Source organism: Flavobacterium sp. KBS0721 (assembly GCF_002007065.3).
GTDB classification, from domain to species: Bacteria; Bacteroidota; Bacteroidia; order Flavobacteriales; family Flavobacteriaceae; genus Flavobacterium; species Flavobacterium piscis.
The window spans coordinates 2,915,527-2,937,961 of the sequence record NZ_CP042170.1 but is presented as its reverse complement, the minus strand read 5'-3'; the positions used below and the strand labels follow the sequence as shown (position 1 = coordinate 2,937,961).

Annotated in this window: 18 protein-coding genes; 15 read left to right on the top strand and 3 right to left on the bottom strand. The window is 33.6% G+C overall.

All coding sequences use genetic code 11. The features are described from left to right. From ftsH to B0M43_RS12805, 6 genes are all read left to right on the top strand, one after another. Complete coding sequence (gene ftsH, locus B0M43_RS12830; RefSeq protein ID WP_065447465.1) at nucleotides 1–1,926, top strand: ATP-dependent zinc metalloprotease FtsH; 1,926 nt, start codon at nucleotides 1–3, stop codon at nucleotides 1,924–1,926. Nucleotides 1,927–2,039: 113 nt separating this feature from the next. After that, on the top strand, nucleotides 2,040–2,645 hold the full coding sequence (locus tag B0M43_RS12825) for a lactate utilization protein B/C (protein WP_065447464.1): 606 nt from the start codon (nucleotides 2,040–2,042) through the stop codon (nucleotides 2,643–2,645). A gap of 1 nt (nucleotide 2,646) precedes the next feature. Next, nucleotides 2,647–3,537 (top strand): phosphatidate cytidylyltransferase, encoded by an 891-nt coding sequence (locus tag B0M43_RS12820; RefSeq protein WP_065447463.1) that lies wholly within the window; start codon nucleotides 2,647–2,649, stop codon nucleotides 3,535–3,537. Next, entirely contained in the window at nucleotides 3,527–4,180 is a 654-nt protein-coding gene (locus tag B0M43_RS12815) for a phosphatidylserine decarboxylase family protein (protein ID WP_065447462.1), read from the top strand. The genes B0M43_RS12820 and B0M43_RS12815 overlap by 11 nt, the downstream gene beginning before the upstream one ends. Then, nucleotides 4,180–4,449, top strand: a complete 270-nt coding sequence (locus B0M43_RS12810; RefSeq protein WP_065447461.1) for an acyl-CoA-binding protein — start codon at nucleotides 4,180–4,182, stop codon at nucleotides 4,447–4,449. The genes B0M43_RS12815 and B0M43_RS12810 overlap by 1 nt, the downstream gene beginning before the upstream one ends. Nucleotides 4,450–4,457: 8 nt before the next feature. After that, the gene (locus tag B0M43_RS12805) at nucleotides 4,458–5,240 is read left to right on the top strand and encodes a superoxide dismutase (protein WP_078008066.1); all 783 of its coding nucleotides are present in this window, start codon (nucleotides 4,458–4,460) and stop codon (nucleotides 5,238–5,240) included. 77 nt (nucleotides 5,241–5,317) lie between these two features. Here B0M43_RS12805 and B0M43_RS12800 read toward each other — a convergent pair whose 3' ends face one another. Next, complete coding sequence (locus B0M43_RS12800) at nucleotides 5,318–7,189, bottom strand: alpha-amylase family glycosyl hydrolase (RefSeq protein WP_078008067.1); 1,872 nt, start codon at nucleotides 7,187–7,189, stop codon at nucleotides 5,318–5,320. Between the two features lie 466 nt (nucleotides 7,190–7,655). On the opposite strand from B0M43_RS12800, the gene B0M43_RS12795 reads away from it, so the two are divergent. The 9 genes from B0M43_RS12795 to B0M43_RS12760 all read left to right on the top strand — a co-directional run bounded on the left by B0M43_RS12795 (nucleotide 7,656) and on the right by B0M43_RS12760 (nucleotide 18,424). Then, nucleotides 7,656–9,335 carry an OstA-like protein gene (locus B0M43_RS12795; protein WP_371296042.1) on the top strand — a complete coding sequence of 560 codons (1,680 nt, stop codon included), beginning with the start codon at nucleotides 7,656–7,658 and terminating at the stop codon, nucleotides 9,333–9,335. A 169-nt stretch (nucleotides 9,336–9,504) separates the two neighbouring features. Beyond that, nucleotides 9,505–10,701 (top strand): aspartate aminotransferase family protein, encoded by a 1,197-nt coding sequence (locus B0M43_RS12790; protein WP_078008068.1) that lies wholly within the window; start codon nucleotides 9,505–9,507, stop codon nucleotides 10,699–10,701. A 272-nt stretch (nucleotides 10,702–10,973) separates the two neighbouring features. Next, complete coding sequence (locus tag B0M43_RS12785) at nucleotides 10,974–12,371, top strand: tetratricopeptide repeat protein (protein WP_065447960.1); 1,398 nt, start codon at nucleotides 10,974–10,976, stop codon at nucleotides 12,369–12,371. Further along, nucleotides 12,371–13,120: a shikimate dehydrogenase gene (locus tag B0M43_RS12780; protein ID WP_078008069.1), complete on the top strand. Its 750-nt coding sequence runs from the start codon at nucleotides 12,371–12,373 to the stop codon at nucleotides 13,118–13,120. The genes B0M43_RS12785 and B0M43_RS12780 overlap by 1 nt, the downstream gene beginning before the upstream one ends. Before the next feature lie 67 nt (nucleotides 13,121–13,187). After that, nucleotides 13,188–13,937, top strand: a complete 750-nt coding sequence (locus B0M43_RS12775) for a lipid A phosphoethanolamine transferase (RefSeq protein ID WP_078008070.1) — start codon at nucleotides 13,188–13,190, stop codon at nucleotides 13,935–13,937. Nucleotides 13,938–14,185: 248 nt separating this feature from the next. Then, nucleotides 14,186–16,171: a DUF349 domain-containing protein gene (locus B0M43_RS12770; RefSeq protein WP_078008071.1), complete on the top strand. Its 1,986-nt coding sequence runs from the start codon at nucleotides 14,186–14,188 to the stop codon at nucleotides 16,169–16,171. A gap of 431 nt (nucleotides 16,172–16,602) precedes the next feature. Further along, nucleotides 16,603–17,022, top strand: coding sequence for an OsmC family protein (locus tag B0M43_RS12765; RefSeq protein ID WP_078008443.1), 420 nt, complete (start codon nucleotides 16,603–16,605; stop codon nucleotides 17,020–17,022). A gap of 101 nt (nucleotides 17,023–17,123) precedes the next feature. After that, complete coding sequence (locus B0M43_RS24640; RefSeq protein WP_210418026.1) at nucleotides 17,124–17,558, top strand: transposase; 435 nt, start codon at nucleotides 17,124–17,126, stop codon at nucleotides 17,556–17,558. Next, nucleotides 17,558–18,424: an IS3 family transposase gene (locus B0M43_RS12760; protein ID WP_210418029.1), complete on the top strand. Its 867-nt coding sequence runs from the start codon at nucleotides 17,558–17,560 to the stop codon at nucleotides 18,422–18,424. Before B0M43_RS24640 ends, B0M43_RS12760 begins: the two co-directional genes overlap by 1 nt. Before the next feature lie 58 nt (nucleotides 18,425–18,482). On the opposite strand, the gene B0M43_RS12755 is transcribed toward B0M43_RS12760, so the two are convergent. Together B0M43_RS12755 and gyrA are read right to left on the bottom strand one after the other, a co-directional pair. Then, on the bottom strand, nucleotides 18,483–19,751 hold the full coding sequence (locus B0M43_RS12755) for a lipopolysaccharide assembly protein LapB (RefSeq protein ID WP_065447956.1): 1,269 nt from the start codon (nucleotides 19,749–19,751) through the stop codon (nucleotides 18,483–18,485). Nucleotides 19,752–19,791: 40 nt separating this feature from the next. Then, a complete protein-coding gene (gene gyrA / locus B0M43_RS12750) occupies nucleotides 19,792–22,434 on the bottom strand; it encodes a DNA gyrase subunit A (RefSeq protein WP_078008072.1) in 2,643 nt (880 codons plus the stop codon). Between the last annotated feature and the right edge of the window lies 1 nt (nucleotide 22,435).

Below are 22,435 nucleotides of genomic sequence, written 5' to 3'. Positions count from 1 at the left end.
ATGGCTAAAGATAATAATCCAAATCCGAGTAAATTTAAAATAAGTCCTTGGTTAATATATACCGCAATACTTCTAGTTTTTTTATTTATAAGTTTTGCAACAGGAGGATCAAACTTAAGCGAACCTGCTCAATTAACTTCTTCTAAATTCAATGTATTATTAGAAAAAGGTCAGATTGAAAAAGTTATTGTATACAATAAAGCAGAAGCAGAAGTTTACTTAAATACTGCCGCTCTTAAAGACCCGGCAAATAAAAAAGTAGCTAATGATATTTTTGAAAGACCTAACAAAGGCCCTCATTATACATTAGAAATTGGTAACGACCAGATTTTTCAAACTAAATTAGAAAAAGCAGTGGGCGAAGGCAAACTGAAAGATTTTAATTTCTTGCAAAAAAATAACTGGAGCGATATTTTAATTAGCTTACTTCCTATCATCATCATTATTGGTGTTTGGATTTTCATTATGCGTAAAATGTCAGGTGGCGCTGGTGGCGGTGGCGGACAAATCTTTAACATTGGAAAATCGAAAGCTAAATTGTTTGACGAGAAAACAGACATTAAAACTACTTTTAAAGATGTTGCTGGTTTAGAAGGTGCTAAAGAAGAAATACAAGAAATTGTAGAATTCCTTAAAAATCCTGAAAAATATACGAATCTTGGAGGTAAAATTCCAAAAGGAGCTTTACTTGTAGGACCTCCGGGAACTGGTAAAACCTTATTAGCCAAAGCAGTTGCGGGAGAAGCTCAGGTACCTTTCTTCTCGTTATCAGGATCTGATTTCGTAGAAATGTTCGTAGGAGTTGGTGCTTCACGTGTTCGTGACTTATTCAAACAAGCTAAAGAAAAATCTCCAGCTATCATCTTCATCGATGAGATCGATGCTGTTGGTAGAGCAAGAGGAAAAAGCAATATGTCAGGCGGAAATGATGAAAGAGAAAACACTTTGAACCAATTACTAACAGAAATGGATGGTTTTGGTACAAACTCTAACGTAATCGTTCTGGCTGCAACAAACAGAGCTGATGTTCTTGATAAAGCTTTAATGCGCGCAGGTCGTTTCGACAGACAAATTTTTGTTGATTTACCAGACATTCGCGAAAGAGCTGAAATCTTCAAAGTACACTTAGCTCCTATTAAAAAAGTTGAAGGTCTTGACCTTGATTTCTTAGCAAAACAAACTCCGGGATTCTCTGGTGCTGACATTGCAAATGTTTGTAACGAAGCTGCATTGATTGCTGCACGTAACAACAAAACTGCAGTAGACAGACAAGATTTCCTTGATGCTGTTGACAGAATCATTGGTGGTCTTGAAAAGAAAAATAAAATTATTACTCCAGAAGAGAAAAGAGCAATCGCTATTCACGAAGCTGGTCACGCGACTGTAAGCTGGATGCTAGAGCACGCTGCACCACTTATTAAAGTAACTATTGTACCTCGCGGACAAAGTTTAGGAGCGGCTTGGTACCTTCCGGAAGAAAGACAAATCGTGAGAACTGACCAAATGCTGGACGAAATGTGTGCTACTATGGGAGGAAGAGCTGCTGAAAAGGTAACTTTTGACAGAATTTCGACCGGTGCATTAAGCGATTTAGAAAAAGTTACACGTCAGGCTCGTGCTATGGTAACGATTTACGGTTTGAATGATAAAATCGGAAATGTTACTTATTATGATTCAAGTGGTCAAAGCGAATACAACTTCTCTAAACCATATTCTGACGAAACTGCCAAAGTAATTGACAAAGAAATTTCGGAATTAATTGAAGGTCAATACCAAAGAGCAATTCAAATTCTTGAAGAAAACAAAGACAAGCTAAATCAACTAGCTGATATATTAATTGAAAAAGAAGTTATTTTTAAAGATGACTTAGAAACTATTTTCGGAAAACGTACTTTTGATAAAAATTTAGAAGAAGTGGTTTCGTAAATATTCAGTAAATATGTAATATTTTTTAAAATCTTAATTCAAAATAGCCTTTTGAATTAAGATTTTTTTATCTTTGAACGTTTTCAATTAACATGTAAAGTATTTCATATAAAATGAATTTTTTCAAAAAAATATTTGGGTCTGGCGATGCCGCTTCTGATGAAGAAAATGAAAGCGAGTATGGAGGAAATCATACTGCTGATAGTCATTTATCTATAGATGAAAGATTCATTTTTAATTTCAAAAAAAATGGCGGTAAATTTTTATATTGTGAAAACAAACAAGAAGTTGCTGAACAGTTTGAAAATATATTAGAAGAAAATGATTGGTTCGAAAGCGAAGTTTTATGTTACGAGCCTGGTCTTTTTCATTTATTAGAAGAAAATAAATTAATTTATATTTCGCCTAAAAACCCTAAATTCTTATTAGCTACCTGCGAGAACCTAATTGCAGACGAAGGTTCTATTTTATTTTCATCAAAACAAATCAGGCAGGACAAACCAAACGAATTACCGGCGAATATTGTAATTATTGCCACTACAAGTCAACTGCAATTAATTAAGAGTGATGGTCTAAGTGCTATCAAAAGAAAATACGAAAGAGATTATCCAACCAATATTACCACTATAAAATATTTCGAAAAAGCTAAGGAAGAAGATTTTACACAATACGGAAGCGTTGCAAAAAATCTATATTTATTGCTCCTAGAAGATCTTTAAGATGAACGAAACACTCAAGAGAACCATTTCTGGTGCTGTTTATATCGCTTTATTATTAACTTCTATTCTGTTTTCTACCGAAAGCTTTATTATTCTTTTTGGCATTTTTCTAATTATTACGATATACGAGTTTTGCAATTTAGCGAATCTTAATAAAGTGTTTTCAATTCTTTTTGGAGTATTGTTATATTCTGCAACTTTATTAGTTAGTCACTATAACAAACAGACTACTCAGTTTTTAAATGAAACATTTAATACTGAATTAAATTTAAATACCAATATTCAGGAATTAGACCTAATCTTACTTGCCGTAACTATTGTTATATCAATAAAATGTATTCTATTTTTATTTTATGATTCTGTTCAAAAAGTAAGTACTTCTTCAAAATACCTATATCTATTAGGATACATTACACTTCCATTTATATTTATCGTTAAAATTTCTTTCGGAACAAACAATTACAATCCAAAGATTATTCTTGGTTTATTCATTTTAATCTGGACCAATGATACTTTTGCCTATTTAGTTGGAAAATCGATTGGAAAACATAAATTATTTGAACGTGTTTCTCCTAAAAAAACTATTGAAGGATTTTTGGGTGGTGTTGTTTTTGCAGCTCTTGCCGGTTTCTTAATTTCTAAATTTTACATACAACCTAATCCTGAATTTAGCAGCAAGTCAATCTTAATCTGGACCATAATCGCTTTAATTGTAAGTGTTTTTGGCACAATTGGAGATTTGATTGAATCTAAATTCAAAAGAATTGCGGGCGTAAAAGACAGTGGTTCAATAATGCCTGGACACGGAGGTATTCTAGATCGATTAGATAGTGTTATATTTGTAGCACCAATTATATTTTTATTTTATCAAATTTTATACTATGTTTCATAAAGAAGGAGGACCATCCATTTTATTAGGTACTGCATTTGCAGTAGCTGTACTTTTAATTGCTGACAAATTTATTGATATTACCTGGCTAAGAATGCTTGTTCAGATTGCTGGCGTGGTAGTTTTGATTATTATTTTACAGTTCTTTAGAAATCCTAAAAGAATTGCAATTAGAAACAGCGATCAGATTCTTGCTCCGGTTGATGGAAAAGTTGTGGTTATTGAAGAAGTTTATGAAGGGGAATATTTTAAAGATAAACGTTTACAGGTTTCTATCTTTATGTCACCAATAAACGTACATGTTACGCGTTATGCGATGGATGGAATTATCAAATTCAGTAAATACCACCCTGGAAAATTTTTAGTAGCATGGCATCCAAAAGCAAGCGAAGAAAACGAAAGAACTACGGTTGTTATCGAAAATGAAACTTTTGGACAAATATTATACAGACAAATTGCAGGTGCCCTTGCAAGAAGAATTGTAAATTATGCTCAGGAAGGTATGCAAGTAGTACAAGGTACTGATGCTGGATTTATAAAATTTGGTTCAAGAGTAGATTTATTTTTACCTTTAGGTACTCCTATTAATGTAGTATTAAACCAAAAAGCAATTGGCGGTAAAACCATTATTGCTACGAAAGCTTAATGAGCAAAAAAGATTTAGATACTCGTTTTTCTGAGGCAGTCGAAACTGCTTTAAAAATGACTCAGGCCTCACTGCCGCAAGATGTGCAGCTACGGCTGTATGCTTATTACAAACAGGCTACTTTTGGAACTGCAGTCTACAATCAATCTGAAAATTTTGATTTGAGAGATGCATTCAAAACAAATGCGTGGATGCAAATTAGCCATATATCTGTTGATGAGGCCAAAGAATGCTATATTGAAATCATTAATTCACTAACATCAAAATAACTAACATTATGAAGAAATACATTGTTCGTTTCAGCATTTTAGCTTCATTTTTTCTTTTATTTTCATGTAATGACAGCAACAAACTAACCGAAGTTGTAGAAGTTCCTTTACCAACTAAAGAAGAAAAAATAACTATAGGATCGCCAAATGATGTAAAAGCAGATCCAGGTTCTTTTGAGATGACAAAGCTATCTTATTCGTATGATGGGCTGGCTCCAGCAATACGAACACTTACTCTAGAAACACATTACTCTAAACATTATTTAACGTACACGAACAATTTTAATAAAGAAATTGTAAATACCGAATTTGAAAATATGCCTCTTGAAGATATCCTGAAAAAAATGGATCTCAGCAATGCAAAACTTCGCCAAAATGCAGGTGGATATTACAATCACACTTTGTATTTTAATATTCTAACTCCGAAAGAACAAAGTCCGAAAGACACCCTTTCCGGGTCTATAAACAAAGAATTTGGTTCATTTAACAATCTTACCAATCAATTTAAAGGTCAGGCAACAAAACAATTTGGTTCTGGCTGGGTTTGGCTGGTAGTAGACCGATATGGGAAATTACAAGTCACTACAACCGAAAATCAGGACAATCCTTTAATGAAAAATGCCCTGATTCCCGGAACTCCAATTTTAGGAATCGATTTATGGGAGCATGCCTATTATCTGGATTACCAAAACAGAAAAGGAAATTATATTGATGCTTTTTACGAACACATTAATTGGGAAAAAGTAAATGAATACTATATCGAAGCGCTCAAAAAGGTCAAGAAGGCATAAAACAAAAAAGCTGATACAAATAAAGTATCAGCTTTTTTTATTCATTTGCATGAAAAGAAATCAATATAAGTACTATTTTATCTTAACTCATAAATAAACGACTCAGATGGTGCTATTTTTACTTTAGCCCTTCCTTCTCCATTACTTACATTCAGGTGTATTTTATTCTGCAAATACAATTGATCAGTAAGTGCATATTCTCCATTTTTCAAATTCCATTTAGAAATAACATCAGCAGGAATTTTCAATTCAAACTCACTTGTTTTTTCCGAAGAAAAATTCGCCACAACAATCAATTTTTGATTTTCAGACCAACGAACATATGAGTAAATTAATTCGTCATAGCCCGCACTATTCTCACGATTTACAGACTGAATTTCCTGAAAACTTCCCATCAAAGCGGGACTATTAATAGAAAAATTAAGCAATCGCTTATAAAAATCGCGAAGTTTTTTTTCTGATTCTGAAAGTTGACCTCCATCAAATTTCCCATCATTCATCCAACGTTGATGATTAGGAACACCAATATAATCAAAAATAGAAGTTCTCGAACGGGTTCCAAAACCGGCATTTTCATTTCCGGCCTCTCCTACTTCCTGACCAAAATAAACCATTGTTGGCGACGTACTAATTGTCGTAGAAACCACCATTAAAGGTTTTCCGCGTTCAGGAGTTCCGGCAAATTCAGAACTTGCTAAGCGTTGTTCGTCATGATTGTCTAAGAAATGAAGCATATTGTGTTCGATATCTGCCATTCCTTTCTGGATATCCGATAATCCGTCAGGAGAAGATTTTCCGCGAATGATATCTTTCAGTTTATCATACGTTTCTACTTTATCATAGAGATAATCCATTTTCCCTAAACGAATATAATTACGATATTCATTCGGGTTATATACTTCTGCCAATAAAAAAGCTTTTGGATTTTTCATTTTGATAGCGGAGTTCATATAACTCCAAAATTCATACGGAACCATTTCGGCCATATCGTAACGAAAACCATCAACACCTTTTGCTGTCCAGTACAAAGCTATCGATTGAAACTTTTTCCAGGAATCCGGCACATCTTTATCCTGCCAAAAAGCAAAATGTTCCTGATACGTTTTCTGATCAAATCCTGCTGGAAGTTCCGGGAAATCTTTCGAACCATCCGGACGAATTCCGTAATTTACTTTTACCGTTTCATACCAGTCATTTTGATCCGGCTTTACTTTACGGGAACCATTACCTGTCCATTTTGCAGGATTTTCATCAAATACTCCATCAACAAGCGGATTCTTTTCTCCGTTTAACGGAACATCATTATCCGGAATTTCAAAATGGTGATTGGGGATATAATAAAAATTATTATCTCTGCTGTACTCAATATTTACATTGTCATCGGCACCAAAATCCTTTACACCTTCGGGATTATTTTTCCCCTCATATTTTCGGGCAATATGATTGGGCACAATATCAATAATAACTTTTAGACCTGCTTTATGCGTGCGACCAATCAAATCTTCAAATTCCTGCAGTCTGTTCGCTGGATTTAGCGCCAAATCAGGATTTACATTGTAGTAATCTTTTACAGCATATGGAGATCCGGCACGGCCTTTTACGACTTCTGGATCATCATCAGATATTCCGTAAGCCTTATAATCTCTCACCAACGCATGATGCGGAACACCGGTATACCAAATGTAAGTAACACCTAAATCTTTGATTTCATGAAGTGCTTTCTCTGTAAAATCATTAAATTTTCCAACACCATTCTCTTCAATTGTTCCCCAAGGTTTATTGGTTGTATTTTTATTTCCAAATAAACGTGTAAAAACCTGATATACTACAATTTTCCTATCAGCAGGAGCTTCTTCTTTTTTTATATTCATTTTTAAATCTTTGGTTTTACATGCAGAAAACAGCATGGTTGCAGCCAATCCCGCAACAAAAACTTTTTTATCTATCATATTCGTTTTTTATAAACTAATAGTTTCCTGACTAAACATCCGTAAACTATTTTCTAAATTTAAACTAATTTTTAAAATTCAAATCAAACAAAAATCATATTACATTAAGACATTACATAAAAAATCAACTATAACGAAATAGTACTGTATTTTGTTGATAATTTAAAAGTTCAAGGAGCAAAGGTCCAAAGACACAAAGTTTTTTCCAGATGAATTAAAGAAACATTCGAATTATCTCTTTTCTTTCTGTTAAATCGACTGCTGTGCATCTCTACGATATATGCAACCTGTAAAATCCATTTACCAGAAATATCACAGTAGTTTTGAAAACTTAAAACTTTGTTCCTTTGAACCTACGCAACTTTGAACCTAATAGGAAAACCTTTGTACCTAAAAAACTATAATTTAATCCTAATATCAGTAAAGGTTATATCCTTTTTCATAAATTTGACAAAAATTTAATCAATTGAAGAAATCACTATTTTTCATATTCTATTGTTTGCTATTATTAAGCGTTCAATTCATTTTTGCTCAGGCACCACAGCCAAAAACAATTAACATTGAAAATGCAGATTTGGTCGAAGTCAATGAAGTCTTAGTACCTGATGGAGTTCTATTGACTGGAAATGTAAAAGTAAATCATGACGGGATTGTATTAACTTGTAATAAAGCCTACGTTTTTAAGAAAGAAAACTACCTTAAAGCATTTGGGAATGTACAATTAGTGCAGGGTGATACTTTATTCCTGAACAGTAAATATGCAGAATATAGCGGAAATTCAAAGAAAGCTTTCGCCACCGGAGATGCTGTTATGACTTCTCCAGATGCTACTTTACGAACAGATACTATTAATTTTGATCGAAATATTCAGCAGGTTTTTTATAACACAAAAGGTACGATTGTAAACAAAGACAATACTTTGGTAAGTAAATCAGGAAGGTATTTTGTAGCCGAGAAAAAATTTCAATTCCTCACAGAAGTTACTATTACGAATCCAAAATACGTGATAAAATCAAATCACCTGGATTATTACAGTAATTCAGGACACACGTATTTATTTGGCCCATCAACCATTACCAGTCAGGCAAATTATATTTATACCGAAAAAGGGTTTTACGACACCAAGAAAAACCTCGCACATTTTTTAAGGCGGTCTTACATAAAATATGATGATCGCCTTATAGAAGGGGATAGTTTATATTACAATCGAAATATTGAATTTGCTTCTGCAACACGAAATGTAAAAATTACCGACTCGATCAATCGCGGAATAGTAAAAGGTCATTATGCCGAAATTTACAAACTAAAAGATTCGATGTATGTAACTAAAAGAGCCGTAGCAATAAATCTTGTCGAAAAAGATTCGGTTTACATTCACGGACAAAAGTTAATGGTGACCGGAAAAGAAGGCGAACGAATTTTAAGAGCTTATAAAAATGTTCGTTTCTATAAAATAGATATGAGCGGAAAATGTGATTCGATTCATTCAAACTCTAAAACTGCATTGACAAAATTAATTGGAAATCCAATTCTTTGGAATGGAGAAAGCCAGATTACAGGAGATATTATGCATTTAATTGGCGATAATACCACCAAGAAACTAGATTCCTTAAAAGTCCTCAACAACACTTTTATAGTCTCGCGGGATACCCTCGGAACCGGTTATAATCAGGTCAAGGGGCTCAATTTATTCGGAAAATTCAAAGAAGGAAAATTACATGACGTTGATGTGATCAAAAATACTGAGGTCGTCTATTACATGCGAAATGACGCTAATGAACTCATTGGAATCAATAAAAATGTGAGCAGTAAAATCAATCTTATTTTAGAGAATAATGATATCGAAACCATTACATTCTTCAATAAAGTAGACGGTGACGTTTACCCCGAAGCCGATTTACCCGAAAATGCCCGTAAACTAAAAGGTTTAAAATGGCGTGGCGACGAGCGAATAAAATCGAAAGACGATATTTTTACCGCCGAAGACAATGAACTCAATGACAAACTGGTCCAGGAAGGAAAAGATCAGGAAGCCAAAGACAAAAATACGCCAATGAAAGTCAGGAAAGAAACGCTCGATTACGACAAAAAGAAACCAGCTGTTAAAACCAGTACTACGAAAGCTACTACTAAGACTAAAAAATAGTTTTCAGTCGCAGTCGCAGTCTCAGTTTTTAGTTTACAAAGCTTGCGAACTTTGCATTTTAATAATATAATCTTGAGCTAAATCTTAGTAAACATTGCGATCTTTGCGGTTAAATTCATTCACAGTTTTTAGTCAACTTGCAACCTAAAACTTTTTAAACAAACAACAAGTGAATCCAGATTTTATAAAATACCAGGCACAAACTTCTCCTTATCCTCTGGGGATGGAAGTTTCTCACGCCATTGGTTCCTATATTTACGACACAAACGATAAAAAATACTTAGATTTTGTTGCCGGAGTTTCGGCTTGTACACTTGGACATCAACATCCTAGAGTCAATCAGGCCATCAAAGATCAGCTGGACAAATATTCTCACGTCATGGTGTACGGCGAATATTCTCAAAGTCCGGCCGTTCAGTATTGCAAATTACTGGCTTCACTCCTGCCCGAATCTCTAAACAAAACTTATTTAGTCAATTCAGGTACAGAAGCTATCGAAGGCGCACTTAAATTAGCCAAAAGAACAACAGGACGCAGTCAGCTTATTTCTTGTCATAACGCGTATCACGGAAACACAATGGGATCTATGAGCGTTATGGGATTCGAAGAACGCAAACAAGCCTTTCGCCCGCTGCTTCCGGATGTTGATTTTATCACCTTCAATAACGAAGAAGATTTACAAAAAATAACCACCAGAACAGCCGCAATACTTTTAGAAACTATTCAGGGCGGTGCAGGATTTATTCAGCCCGAAAATAATTATCTGCAAAAAGTGCGCAAACGCTGTGATGAAGTTGGAGCGATGATGATTGTCGATGAAATTCAGCCTGGGTTTGGAAGAACCGGTAAACTATTTGGTTTTCAGAACTATGACGTAGTTCCCGATATTGTTGTTATGGGAAAAGGAATGGGAGGCGGAATGCCAGTTGGTGCTTTTACTGCTTCGGCAGAAAAAATGGATCTCTTAACCGAAAACCCTAAACTAGGCCATATCACTACTTTTGGAGGTCATCCTGTCATTGCGTCAGCCTGTCTTGCTACTTTGCAGGAATTAACTGAAACAAATTTAATGCAAGATACATTAAATAAGGAAAAACTCTTCAGATCGCTTTTGGTACATCCTTTGATAAAGGAAGTTAGAGGAAAAGGATTAATGCTTGCCGCCATGACAGAAAGTGCCGAAATAACAAATCAGGTTATTTTAAACTGTCAGGACAGAGGGCTCATTTTATTCTGGTTGCTGTTTGAAGGATGTGCAATACGAATAACACCGCCGTTAACCATTTCTGATGAAGAAATAAAAGAAGGTAGTGCCATAATATTAAGCGTTATGGATGAAATCATGAAAAAAGAACAAGCTGTTTAGTTAGGAGCTATTTCCTGCTATCCGATATATCTTTTGTCCGTCTCGGCGGAACAAAAGAATACCGCTGCTATCAGGGCTAGGATTCACGGTTAAAACAAAAATAGAATAAAAATCAAATTTAATCTTTTTACAAATCTAAGATTATAACTTAAAACAGGATAAAATTCTGTCCATATTGTTAATTAAATTGTTCACAACAATTAATTCTCATTCCTCACAACAATAATATGGTTGCCTAAATTTATAACAGGCTAATTTCAAATAAAGACAGTATGCAATTAAGCAACGAAGAAGAAGATTATAACCTATCCCTATCCAAATTTGAGTCGATGTTAAAAACTAACAAAGTACTCTTTTTTGATTCTGAAGAATTCGAAGAAATTATTCTTCATTATTTAGACATAGGCAAGGCTAATTTAGCAAAGAAGGCCTTGAAACTTGCATTAGACCAACACCCAAAATCTACGGGCTTAAAATTAGTACAAGTAGAAATGTTGGTTTATGATGACAAATTAGAGATCGCCGAGAAGCTCTTAAATGAGCTATATGCAATCGAACCTAACAACGAGGAAATTTACATCCAGAAAGCCAATATCTGTTCTAAAAGAGATCAACACGAAAAAGCAGTAGAATTGCTTAAAATTGCCCTGCAATATACAGACGACTACGCCGACGTGTACAACTTGATCGGAATGGAATATCTTTTTATGGATAACCTCGAGATGGCAAAAGACAGTTTTATCAAATGTCTTGAAGAAGATTTAGAAGACCAGTCGGCCTTATATAACGTGGTATATTGTTTTGAATTTTTAGACCAAAACCAGGAAGCCATTGTTTATCTCAACGAGTACATCAATAAAAACCCATACAGCGAAATCGCCTGGCATCAGCTTGGACGTTTACATTATGGAGTAAAAGAATATGAAAATGCGATTCGCGCTTTTGATTATGCAACACTGATTGACGATGAGTTTTTAGGTGCTTTTATGGAAAAGGCAAAAGCCTATGAGCGTCTTAAAAAATACGCTGAAGCTATCGAAAGTTATAACAGAACCATCGAGTTAGACGATGCTACTTCTTATGCGCTATTGCGTATAGGGAAATGCTACGAAAAACTGGGTAATGCTGTAAAAGCACTTCAATATTACAATCAAACCGTACATGAAGATCCGCTTTTAGACAAAGGATGGATTGCCATTACAGATTTTTATGTTCGCCAGAAAAACTTTCAGAAAGCCTTATTTTTTGTCAATAAAGCATTAGCTATCGACAATCAAAATCGTTTGTACTGGAAACGTTATGCAACGATCAATAAACAAATGAACTTTTTTGAAGAAGCGGAATTTGGTTATAGAAAAGCAGTAGAATTTGGAGATTACGCTCTTGACACCTGGTTGTTTTGGGTTGACATTCTTCAATTTTTAGGAGAATTCGAAAGCGCTATTCAAACTTTACTACAAGCTACAGAATATTTCCCTGAAGAAAACGAGATCGAATATCGTTTGGCAGGATTGTATTTCATGATTCAGGATAATACCAAAGCAAAATTTCACTTAAGCAACGGTTTACGTTTGAATTTTGATAATTACATCTTAATCGAAGATTTATTTCCGGTAGTATGGTCAAAAAAAACGGTAAAAAATTATATAGAAAAACATAGAAAACAATAATGATTGATATTTTAAGAAGACGTTTTGGCTTGTTAGGCCGTAATATTAGTTACTCATTTTCAAAAGGATATTTTACAGAAAAATTTAGCGATGAAGTTTTTGCCGGCAACAGCTACGAAAACTTTGACATCTCTGAAATTAATTATTTTACTGAATTAGTAAAAAACAATCCTGATTTAAAAGGTCTTAATGTTACAATTCCGTACAAAGAACAAGTTATACCCTTCTTAGATAAACTTTCAAAAAAAGCAGCTTTAATTGGTGCCGTAAACACGATTAAATTTACCAAAAACGGAAAATTAAAAGGTTATAACACTGATTATTATGGTTTCAAAAAATCATTAGAACCATTATTACAGCCGCATCATAAAAAAGCACTTATTCTGGGTACAGGCGGGGCTTCAAAAGGCGTTGCTTTTGCATTGGGTGAGCTTGGTATTCCGTACACTTTTGTGTCCAGAGAAGCAAAAGAAAACATCATCGATTACAATCTTATAAATGCCACTACATTTGACAATTTTAAAATTATAATCAATTGTACACCTGTTGGCACAAGCCCAAATATAGAAGCTTGTCCTGATCTTCCGTATGGTTTTTTTACCGATAAACATATTGCCTACGATTTAATTTATAATCCGGCAGAAACTCAGTTTCTAAAAAATGCCAAAGAAAAAGGTGCGGTAATAAAAAATGGTTACGATATGCTTATTTTTCAGGCAGAGAAAGCATGGAAAATCTGGAATAAATAAAAATAAAAAATACGCTAAGCTCTAGTGTATTTTTTTTGTAATTTAGACTACTCATTAATAAGTAGTTATGAATAAATTACAACTATTTTATTTGTTATTCCTTTTAATCACTTTTTCTACAAAAGCTCAGGATACTATAAAGCTTCAAAAAAATCCTTACACAGAGGCACGTTATCATTATTATCTAAAAACGATTTTACTTTTTAATGAATATTTAGATACAGAGACAGGTTCTTATAATACCACGGAACTTCGTTTTTTACATCCCATTGCCAATAAAGCATGGAACTTAAGAGTTGATCTTCCTTTAATATCTACCAATACTTTATCAAGCAATAAAACCGGAATTGGTGATATTAGCGTTGGCATAAGCTACATTCCGTATTTAAATCATAGTAAAGGGGTTGCTTTTAGAGCCAGAGTGATTTCGAACTCGGCAGCAGATCCAACTTTGGGATCAGGAAAATGGGTCTTTGCTCCTGCCCTGTTTTATGGCTCTTATATAAAAGATAAAAAACTACTTTGGATTGCTTCTTTAGAGAATCAAATAAGTTTTGCCGGATCAAACAATCGAAGTGATATTAATACTACAGCATTCGAAAACTACTTTATGTGTATTCTTGGCAAAAACTGGATCGCAGCAGATGTCGCTTTCAGGTACAACGCAACAAACAAAGGATACCCCAATAATGCTTTCGTAGAATTTGGCCGAAAAATAACTTCAAATGATATGGCCTACATTCATCCCAGTATTGCTTTTGGAAAGCATAAATCTTATAATTACGGTATCGAAGTCGGAATGCTTATTTTATTTTAGTTTGAAAGAAAACTAAAAAATTAAGCTTACAATATTAAATTAATTTTATTTTTCTAAAAATTCTATTAATCCAAAATTTAAATTTACTTCAAAAAAATTAGGTAAAAAACCCATATCATATTCCTAAAATACTTGAATAAATAGGAATTTCGTCTTAAAAAAGCGTATAAACAAACGATTTATTTTGTATTTAGAAACACCTTTAGTATCTTTCGCTCTCTTTAAAATAAAAACCTTATACATTTAAAATGTTAGAAGAAAAGAATGATAACCTGCAGGAAGCAGACGGAAAATTAGAAATCGGGATTAGCGATTCTACACAAGATAATGCAATTGAAGCATCGGAGCCTGAAACAGCTGCTGAAATTTCAACTTCTGAAACTGAAGTAGAAAATACAGCGGAAGAAACAGAAACTGCTCATCAGACTGCATTAGACGCCATAACAAATTCAAACGCTGAAGAAAGTGAAGATGAAACGCTAAAAGAGCGTCATGATATTCCTATGCAGGATTATGATACTTTTTCTATGGATGCGCTTGTAGACGAGCTTAAAAAACTGATCTCTACGGATAAAGTAATGTCTGTAAAAGATCATATCGAAGAAATCAAAAAGTCATTTTTATTACAATACAACCACCTTATAGAGGAGAAAAAAGAAGAATTCAATGCTTCTAAAGAAGACCCAAATGAGGAATTTGAATATCACTATCCGTTAAAATCTAAATTTGACGAATATTATAATGTTTTTAGAGAAAAAAGAAATGCACATTTCAAGCATTTACAAACCAATCTGAAATCGAATTTAGAAGAGAGACTTGCAATAGTTGAAGAACTAAAAGAGCTTATAAATCCGCAGGAAAACATTAAAGACACCCTTAAACATTTTAATGACTTAAGAGAAAGATGGAAAAATGCCGGAGCAATCCCAAAGGATAAATACAACCACGTATGGAATAATTACCACTTTCATGTAGAGAATTTTTATGATTACCTGCACTTAGATCGTGAAGCCAGAGATTTAGATTTTAAATACAATCTTGAACAAAAACAAAAAATTATTGCACGTGTTGAAGAATTAACAAACGAAACCGACATTAGTAAAGCGTTCCGTGAATTACAGGATCTCCACAGAATCTGGAAAGAAGACATCGGGCCAGTTTCTAAAGAACACCGTGATATCATCTGGAATAAATTTAGCGAACTGACTAAAAAAATCCATGATAAAAGAGAAGTTTTGTTTGAAGGCCAAAGAGCAAATGAGCAAAATAACCTTGAAGTTAAAAAAGAAATTATTGCGAAAATTGAAGTTTTAGGAACTGAAAAAGTAAATTCTCACTCACAATGGTTAGTACAAATTCAGAAAGTAGAAACACTTAGAAATGAGTTTTTTGCTGCCGGAAAAGTACCTTCAGATGTAAACGAAGAAACGTGGGCTGCATTTAAAACTGCCGTGAGAAACTTTAATTCTTTTAAAAATTCATTTTACAAAGACATTAAAAAAGATCAAAACGACAATCTGAATAAAAAAATGGCTCTTGTTGCCAAAGCAAAAGAACTACAAGAAAGTGTTGATTTTGGCGCTACAACTCCTGTTATGAAACAGATTCAGGAAGAGTGGAAACAAATTGGGCACGTTCCTAAAAAATATTCAGATAAAATCTGGAAAGAATTCAAAGACGCTTGCAACCATTATTTTGATAAATTAAAAGAACACAAATCAGAAGAAAATGTTGATGAGGTAGCAGCTTTTGATAATAAAAAAGCTTACTTAGATATTTTAAGGGCTTACCAGCTTACGGGTGATCACAAAACCGATTTAGACGCGATAAAAGCACATATCGAAATCTGGAAAGGTTACGGAAAAGTACCTTTTGCAAGACGTCATATCGAAGGAAAATTCAATAAAATCCTTGATGCTCTTTTTGAAAAACTAAGTTTGAGTAAAAAAGAAACTGAAATGATGCGCTTTTCTAATCGTATCGACTCTCTATCTGATAGTAACGATACTCGCAAATTAGATAATGAAAAGATTTTCTTAATGCGTAAAATCGAAGAAGTGCAAAATGAAATTTTCCAATTAGAAAACAATATTCAGTTTTTTGCCAATACTAAAAATGCTAAAAAAGAAAATTCAATTGTTCTTGAAGTTCGTAAAAACATTGCTATTCACAAAGAAAGCCTTGAACTTTGGAAAGACAAACTGAAACAATTACGTAATTTAGGTCAGGAATAAGATTTTTAATTCATAAATATAAAATCAGGTGCAATGAAATTCTCATTGCGCCTTTTTTTATGCAGTAGTTTTTTTTTACCGCAAAGAGCGCAAAGATTTTACGCAAAGTTCGCTAAGTTTTTTTTTTGATATTTCAACACAATACAAAGTTCGCAAAGCTTTATCTCAATAAATCCGTCACCGAAATAAGTGACTTTTACAGAGATGACAAGATTGTCGACTATAATTAAGATGAAACACAAAACTTTGCTCCCGATAGCTATTGGGATTGCGGTAAAATCCACTCCAACATTTATCTCATTTCAACCTGAAACTTAACAATGTATTATAATTTCATGAAAAAATTTCTGTAAAATATTGATTATATTTGATAAACCACATTATCTATTGATAATCAATAAATGCAATTATTAATCCTAACAACAACGAAAATGAAATTTACAAGAAAAGCGAATGCCAACTGGAAAGGAACAGGCATGGAAGGAACCGGAAAGATCAGTACACAAAGTACGACATTAGATAATACTCAATTATCATTTAAAACGAGATTCGCAGACGGAGTTGGAACAAACCCTGAAGAATTGGTTGCTGCAGCACATTCAGGCTGTTTTACAATGCAATTAAGCTTTTTGCTTAACGAAGGTGGTTTTACAGCAGATGATTTAAATACAGAAGCAACAGTTACGTTTGAGGATGGAACCATAACTTTAATTCATTTAGACTTAAAAGGTAAAGTTCCTAATATTACAGCTGAGGAATTTGAAAAAACAGCAGCAAAAGCAAAAGAAATCTGTCCGATTTCAAAATTATTAAATACAACCATTACACTTTCTGTAACTTTAGAAAGTTAAGATAAAGTTTAAACATAAAAAAAACCATTCGCCGCGGCGAATGGTTTTTTTTATATAATCTGTGTCTTGTCCTGAAATAGCGATACACAAAAAGTATCATTATGGAAAAAGATCAAGAATTGCGCTATGTTAAGCGTACACAGAAAGATTACAGTATGTCTTTAAAACTTCAAATTGTTCAAGAAATAGAACAGGGAAAAACCTCAATTTCTCAAGTTAAGAAAGATTATGCTATTCAATCACGTTCAACAATTGTTCAATGGCTTCGAAAATTCGGTAACTTTGATTGGGACAATCAAACACCTTCTCTTATGCAAAAATCTCCTGAACAGAAAATAATGGAACTTGAAGCCAAAGTGAAGTTATTGGAAAAACAAAGAGCATTTTTAGAACAGCAGGCTTTCGTTGCTGATAAAAAAGCTATTATTTTCGATATGATGATTGATATAGCAGAAAAAGAATATCAAATTGACATTCGAAAAAACTCACCACCCGAACAATCGACCATTTTAAAAAAGAACAACAACAAACAATAATGTTTGCCTGTACTTTGTTCGGGATTGACAGACAGGTTTACTATCGTCGAGTAAAAAAAAGTTGCGATAAGAAGCTTTTGGCTTCAAAAGTTGTTAATATGGTTTTGGAAATTAGAAATACAATGCCTCGAATTGGAGCAAGAAAATTGTATTATCTTTTAAAAAGCGAGTTGAATCAACTTAAAATAGGCCGAGATAAATTTATAGATATACTTAGAGCAAATCATTTATTGATAATATCAAAACGTTCTTACCATATAACAACAAACTCTCATCATAGATTTAGAAAACATCAAAATCAAATATTAGAGTTAGAGATTTGTAGACCAGAGCAAGTCTGGGTATCAGATATAACCTATATTGGAAAAAGAAAGAATCCATGTTATTTAAGTCTAATAACTGACGCTTACTCTAAAAGAATAATGGGTTTTAATGTGGCAGATAATATGAATGCTCATAGTAGTTTAACAGCTTTAAAAAATGCAATAAAAAAACGCAGAGATAAAGGCAAAACATTAATACATCATTCAGATAGAGGAATACAATATTGTTCTGATGAATATCAAAAACTATTACATAAAAACAATATAAAATGTAGTATGACCCAAAACTCTGATCCCTATGAGAATGCAGTAGCTGAGAGAATAAATGGAATTTTAAAACAAGAATTTAATATTGATAAGTTTAATCTAAAACTTGCTGTAATGAAGGTTTTAGTGAAAAATGCAATTGATATTTATAATAACAAAAGACCACATTACTCTAATTATATGCTCACTCCAAGTCAAATGCATCAACAAAGTGTAGTAAAGATGAGAACTTATAAAAGAAAAACACCTGCAATAAAAAATATTACAGGTGTCTAATTAAATATATTTGTCTAATAATCTGTATCGATTATTTAGGACTAGTCACTGTTTAGAATTACATTGTAGCTTTCAATGCTTTTGCTTCAGCAGTCATTTCTAACGCTTTGTAAACTCCTAATAATGTTTTAGAAACATCTTCGTTTTTAGGATCTAATTCATTTGCTTTTTTAAGGTAAGGAATTACAGCTTTAAAAACATTTTCTCTTTGTGCTTTTAACACATCGTAACGCTTCATATCTTTTGCAGAAGTACCCAATTTATTCATCTCATCAATAATTGGTTTTTCAGCTTCTAATTTTAAAGCTGCCAGGTTAAGATAAGCATTTGTATACTTTGGATTGATTTCGATAGCTTTCAAGTAATATTTCTCAGCATCGGCACTGTTTTTTGCATTTGCACTAAGAACCCCTAAATTAAATACTAAATCAGCATTGTTTGGATCTTTTTGTAAAGCTTCACCAACTAATTTTTTGTATGTATCAAAATCTTTAGACTCTAAATACAAGTTAGCCTCAGTAAGAATTAAAGAACTATCATCCGGATTTGCTTTTCTTGCATCAGCGATTGCTTTTTTAGCATCTTCACTACGTCCTTTTTGAACTAAAATTAAAGCTAGATTTTTGTAAATCTCTCCTCTTTTAGAAGGAATAGCTTCTGTTTGCGGTTTTTCGTGAGTTCCTAATTTTACAGCTAAATCTCTGTCTTTAGCACTATTAAAACCGTCTTCGTTACCTGAAATTTTATTTACAGCTGTATAGCTTGTTCCTTTCCCAGAATAATTTAATTGCTTCAATTCCTCATACATTGGCAATGCAAGATCAAAATCCTGAGCATTTACTGCTGTAGAAGCTGCATAATATAAATTGATTGTATCTTTTTTATCTAATAAATAAGCATCATACAATTTTTTTGCACCTTCAGAATGTTTGCTAGCCTGAGAATCTGCAATAGCAGAATTAATCAATTTTCCTTTGATTTCAGTAATTGAAGCTGCAGCCTGAGTAGAATATTTTAATTTTCCTGAAGCTTTTTCAACATCAATTAACTTTTTATAGTTTTCTGCAGCAAGAGAAAGGTTTTTACTTTCCTCTATTTTTTTATTAGCTAAATCTAAATAAGCGTTAGCTTTTACAGAATAGAATTGAGCCTGCTCAACATCTTTGGCATTTGCTACCATATTTTCAGCATCGTTCAGGATTGTAATTGCTCCTTGAGCATCTCCACCTTTTAACGCTTTTTCAGCACTTTTTATCTGATCTTTTTGAGCAAAAGTAGCTACTGAAATCAATAATGCTGACGCAAGTATTACATATTTACTTTTCATAATATTCAATTTGTGTATTTAATTATAACAGGTTTTATTTTTATTCTTCAGATTCTTCTTCTTCAGCGTCATCTTCTTCATCTACTTCTTCATCAGAATCGTCATCCTCATCATCTTCTACAGAACCTTCGTCTTCAAGAACTTCCAAATCCGGTTTTACTCTTTCGATAGCAGATTCAATAACATTTCCGTCTTCATCAACAACAACTTCTGCAACATCATCTTTCATCACTTTTGTTACAGCAGCAATAGAATCTTTACCTTTTAAGTTAATCAATCGAACACCTTGTGTTGCACGACCCATTACACGTAAATCTTCAATCGCCATTCTGATGGTTAATCCAGACTTATTGATAATCATTAAATCATCAGCATCAGTTACATTACTAATAGAAATTAATTTTCCGGTTTTCTCTGTGATATTAAGTGTTTTAACACCTTTACCTCCACGGTTTGTAATTCTGTAAACATCTTCTCCATCATCATCAACTAATTTGGTACGTTTACCGTATCCGTTTTCAGTTACAACCAAAATCTGTGTATCGTTTACATTCTCTTTGTCAACCGTAACCATACCAATTACTTCATCAGTATCATCTTTTAAGGTAATTCCGCGAACTCCTGAAGCCGTTCTTCCCATCGGACGTGTTTTAGTTTCCTCAAAACGAACCAATTTACCAGACTTAACAGCAAGGATAATTTGGCTTTCTCCGTTGGTTAATTTCGCTTCAAGTAACTCGTCACCTTCTTTAATTGTAATTGCAGCAACACCATTTACCCTTGGTTTAGAATATTTCTCTAAAGAAGTTTTCTTAACCTGACCTTGTTTCGTTACCATTACAAGATTATGGCTATTGATATAATCTTTATCTTTTAAGTCTTGTGTACAAATGAAAGCTTTTACTTTATCATCACTTTCAATATTTACTAAATTCTGAATTGCTCTACCTTTTGCAGTTTTGCTTCCTTCAGGAATTTCATAAACACGCATCCAGAAACATTTTCCTTTTTGCGTAAAGAACATCATATATTGGTGATTGGTTGCAACGAACATGTGTTCAAGGAAATCCTGATCTCTTGTTCCGGCACTTTTTTGTCCAACTCCACCTCTATTTTGAGTTTTGTATTCTGTTAAGTTGGTACGTTTGATGTAACCTGCATGCGAAATTGTAATTACCACATTTTCATCAGCGATCAAATCTTCGATACTTACATCTCCACCTGAATATTCAATAGTAGAACGACGTTCATCTCCGTATTTCTCACGGATTTCTTCCAGTTCTTCTTTAATTAAATTCGTTCTTAAATCTACATCTGCTAATAAGGCTTTCAAATGTTCGATTAACTTCATTAACTCATCGTATTCTGCTCTTAACTTGTCTTGTTCCAGACCTGTTAACTGACGCAAACGCATCTCGACAATAGCACGCGCCTGAATATCTGATAAATTAAATCTTTCGATCAATTTTTCACGCGCTTCTTCTGTATTCTTAGAACCTCTGATGATCGCAATTACTTCATCAATATTATCAGAAGCAATAATTAATCCTTCTAAAATATGTGCTCTTTCTTCTGCTTTACGCAATTCAAAGCGAGTTCTTCTTACTACAACATCATGACGGTGCTCGATAAAATAGTGAATCATATCTTTTAGATTCAGCATTTGTGGGCGACCTTTTACTAATGCAATATTATTTACACTAAAAGAAGATTGTAATGAAGTAAACTTATATAAGGTATTCAATACTACGTTTGGCGTAGCGTCACGTTTCAGGATATAAACGATACGCATACCGTTTCTGTCAGACTCGTCACGAATATTCGCAATACCTTCAATTTTTTTATCGTTAACAAGATCAGCCGTACGTTTAATCATTTCGGCCTTATTCACCTGATACGGAATCTCTGTTACGATGATACATTCTCTTCCATCGACTTCTTCAAAACCAACTTTCGCACGCATTACAATACGTCCTCTACCGGTTTTAAAAGCTTCACGAACTCCTTCATAACCATATATTACACCACCGGTTGGAAAATCCGGAGCTTTAATATGTGTCATTAATTCGTCAATTTCAATATCGTTATTATCAAGGTATGCTAATGTACCATTGATCACTTCTGTTAAATTGTGTGGAGGCATATTAGTTGCCATACCAACTGCAATACCTGTTGCTCCGTTTACTAATAAAGTAGGAACTCTTGTAGGCATTACTTTTGGCTCATATAAAGTATCGTCAAAGTTCAATTGAAAATCAACTGTTTCTTTTTCGATATCTGCCATAATATCTTCAGATATTTTACGCATTCTGGCCTCAGTATAACGCATTGCTGCAGGACTGTCACCATCAACAGAACCAAAGTTACCCTGACCATCCACTAATAAATAACGCATACTCCACTCTTGGGCCATACGTACCATCGCATCATAAACAGAGGTATCTCCGTGCGGGTGGTACTTACCCAGAACCTCTCCTACGATTCTTGCAGACTTTTTGTGGGCAGATCTTGAAGTTACACCTAAATCATACATTCCGTAAAGAACTCTTCGATGCACTGGTTTCAAGCCATCTCTAACATCAGGAAGCGCTCTCGATACAATTACTGACATCGAATAATCGATGTAAGCTGATTTCATTTCATCTTCAATGTTAATAGGAATTAACTTTTCTCCTTCAGACATA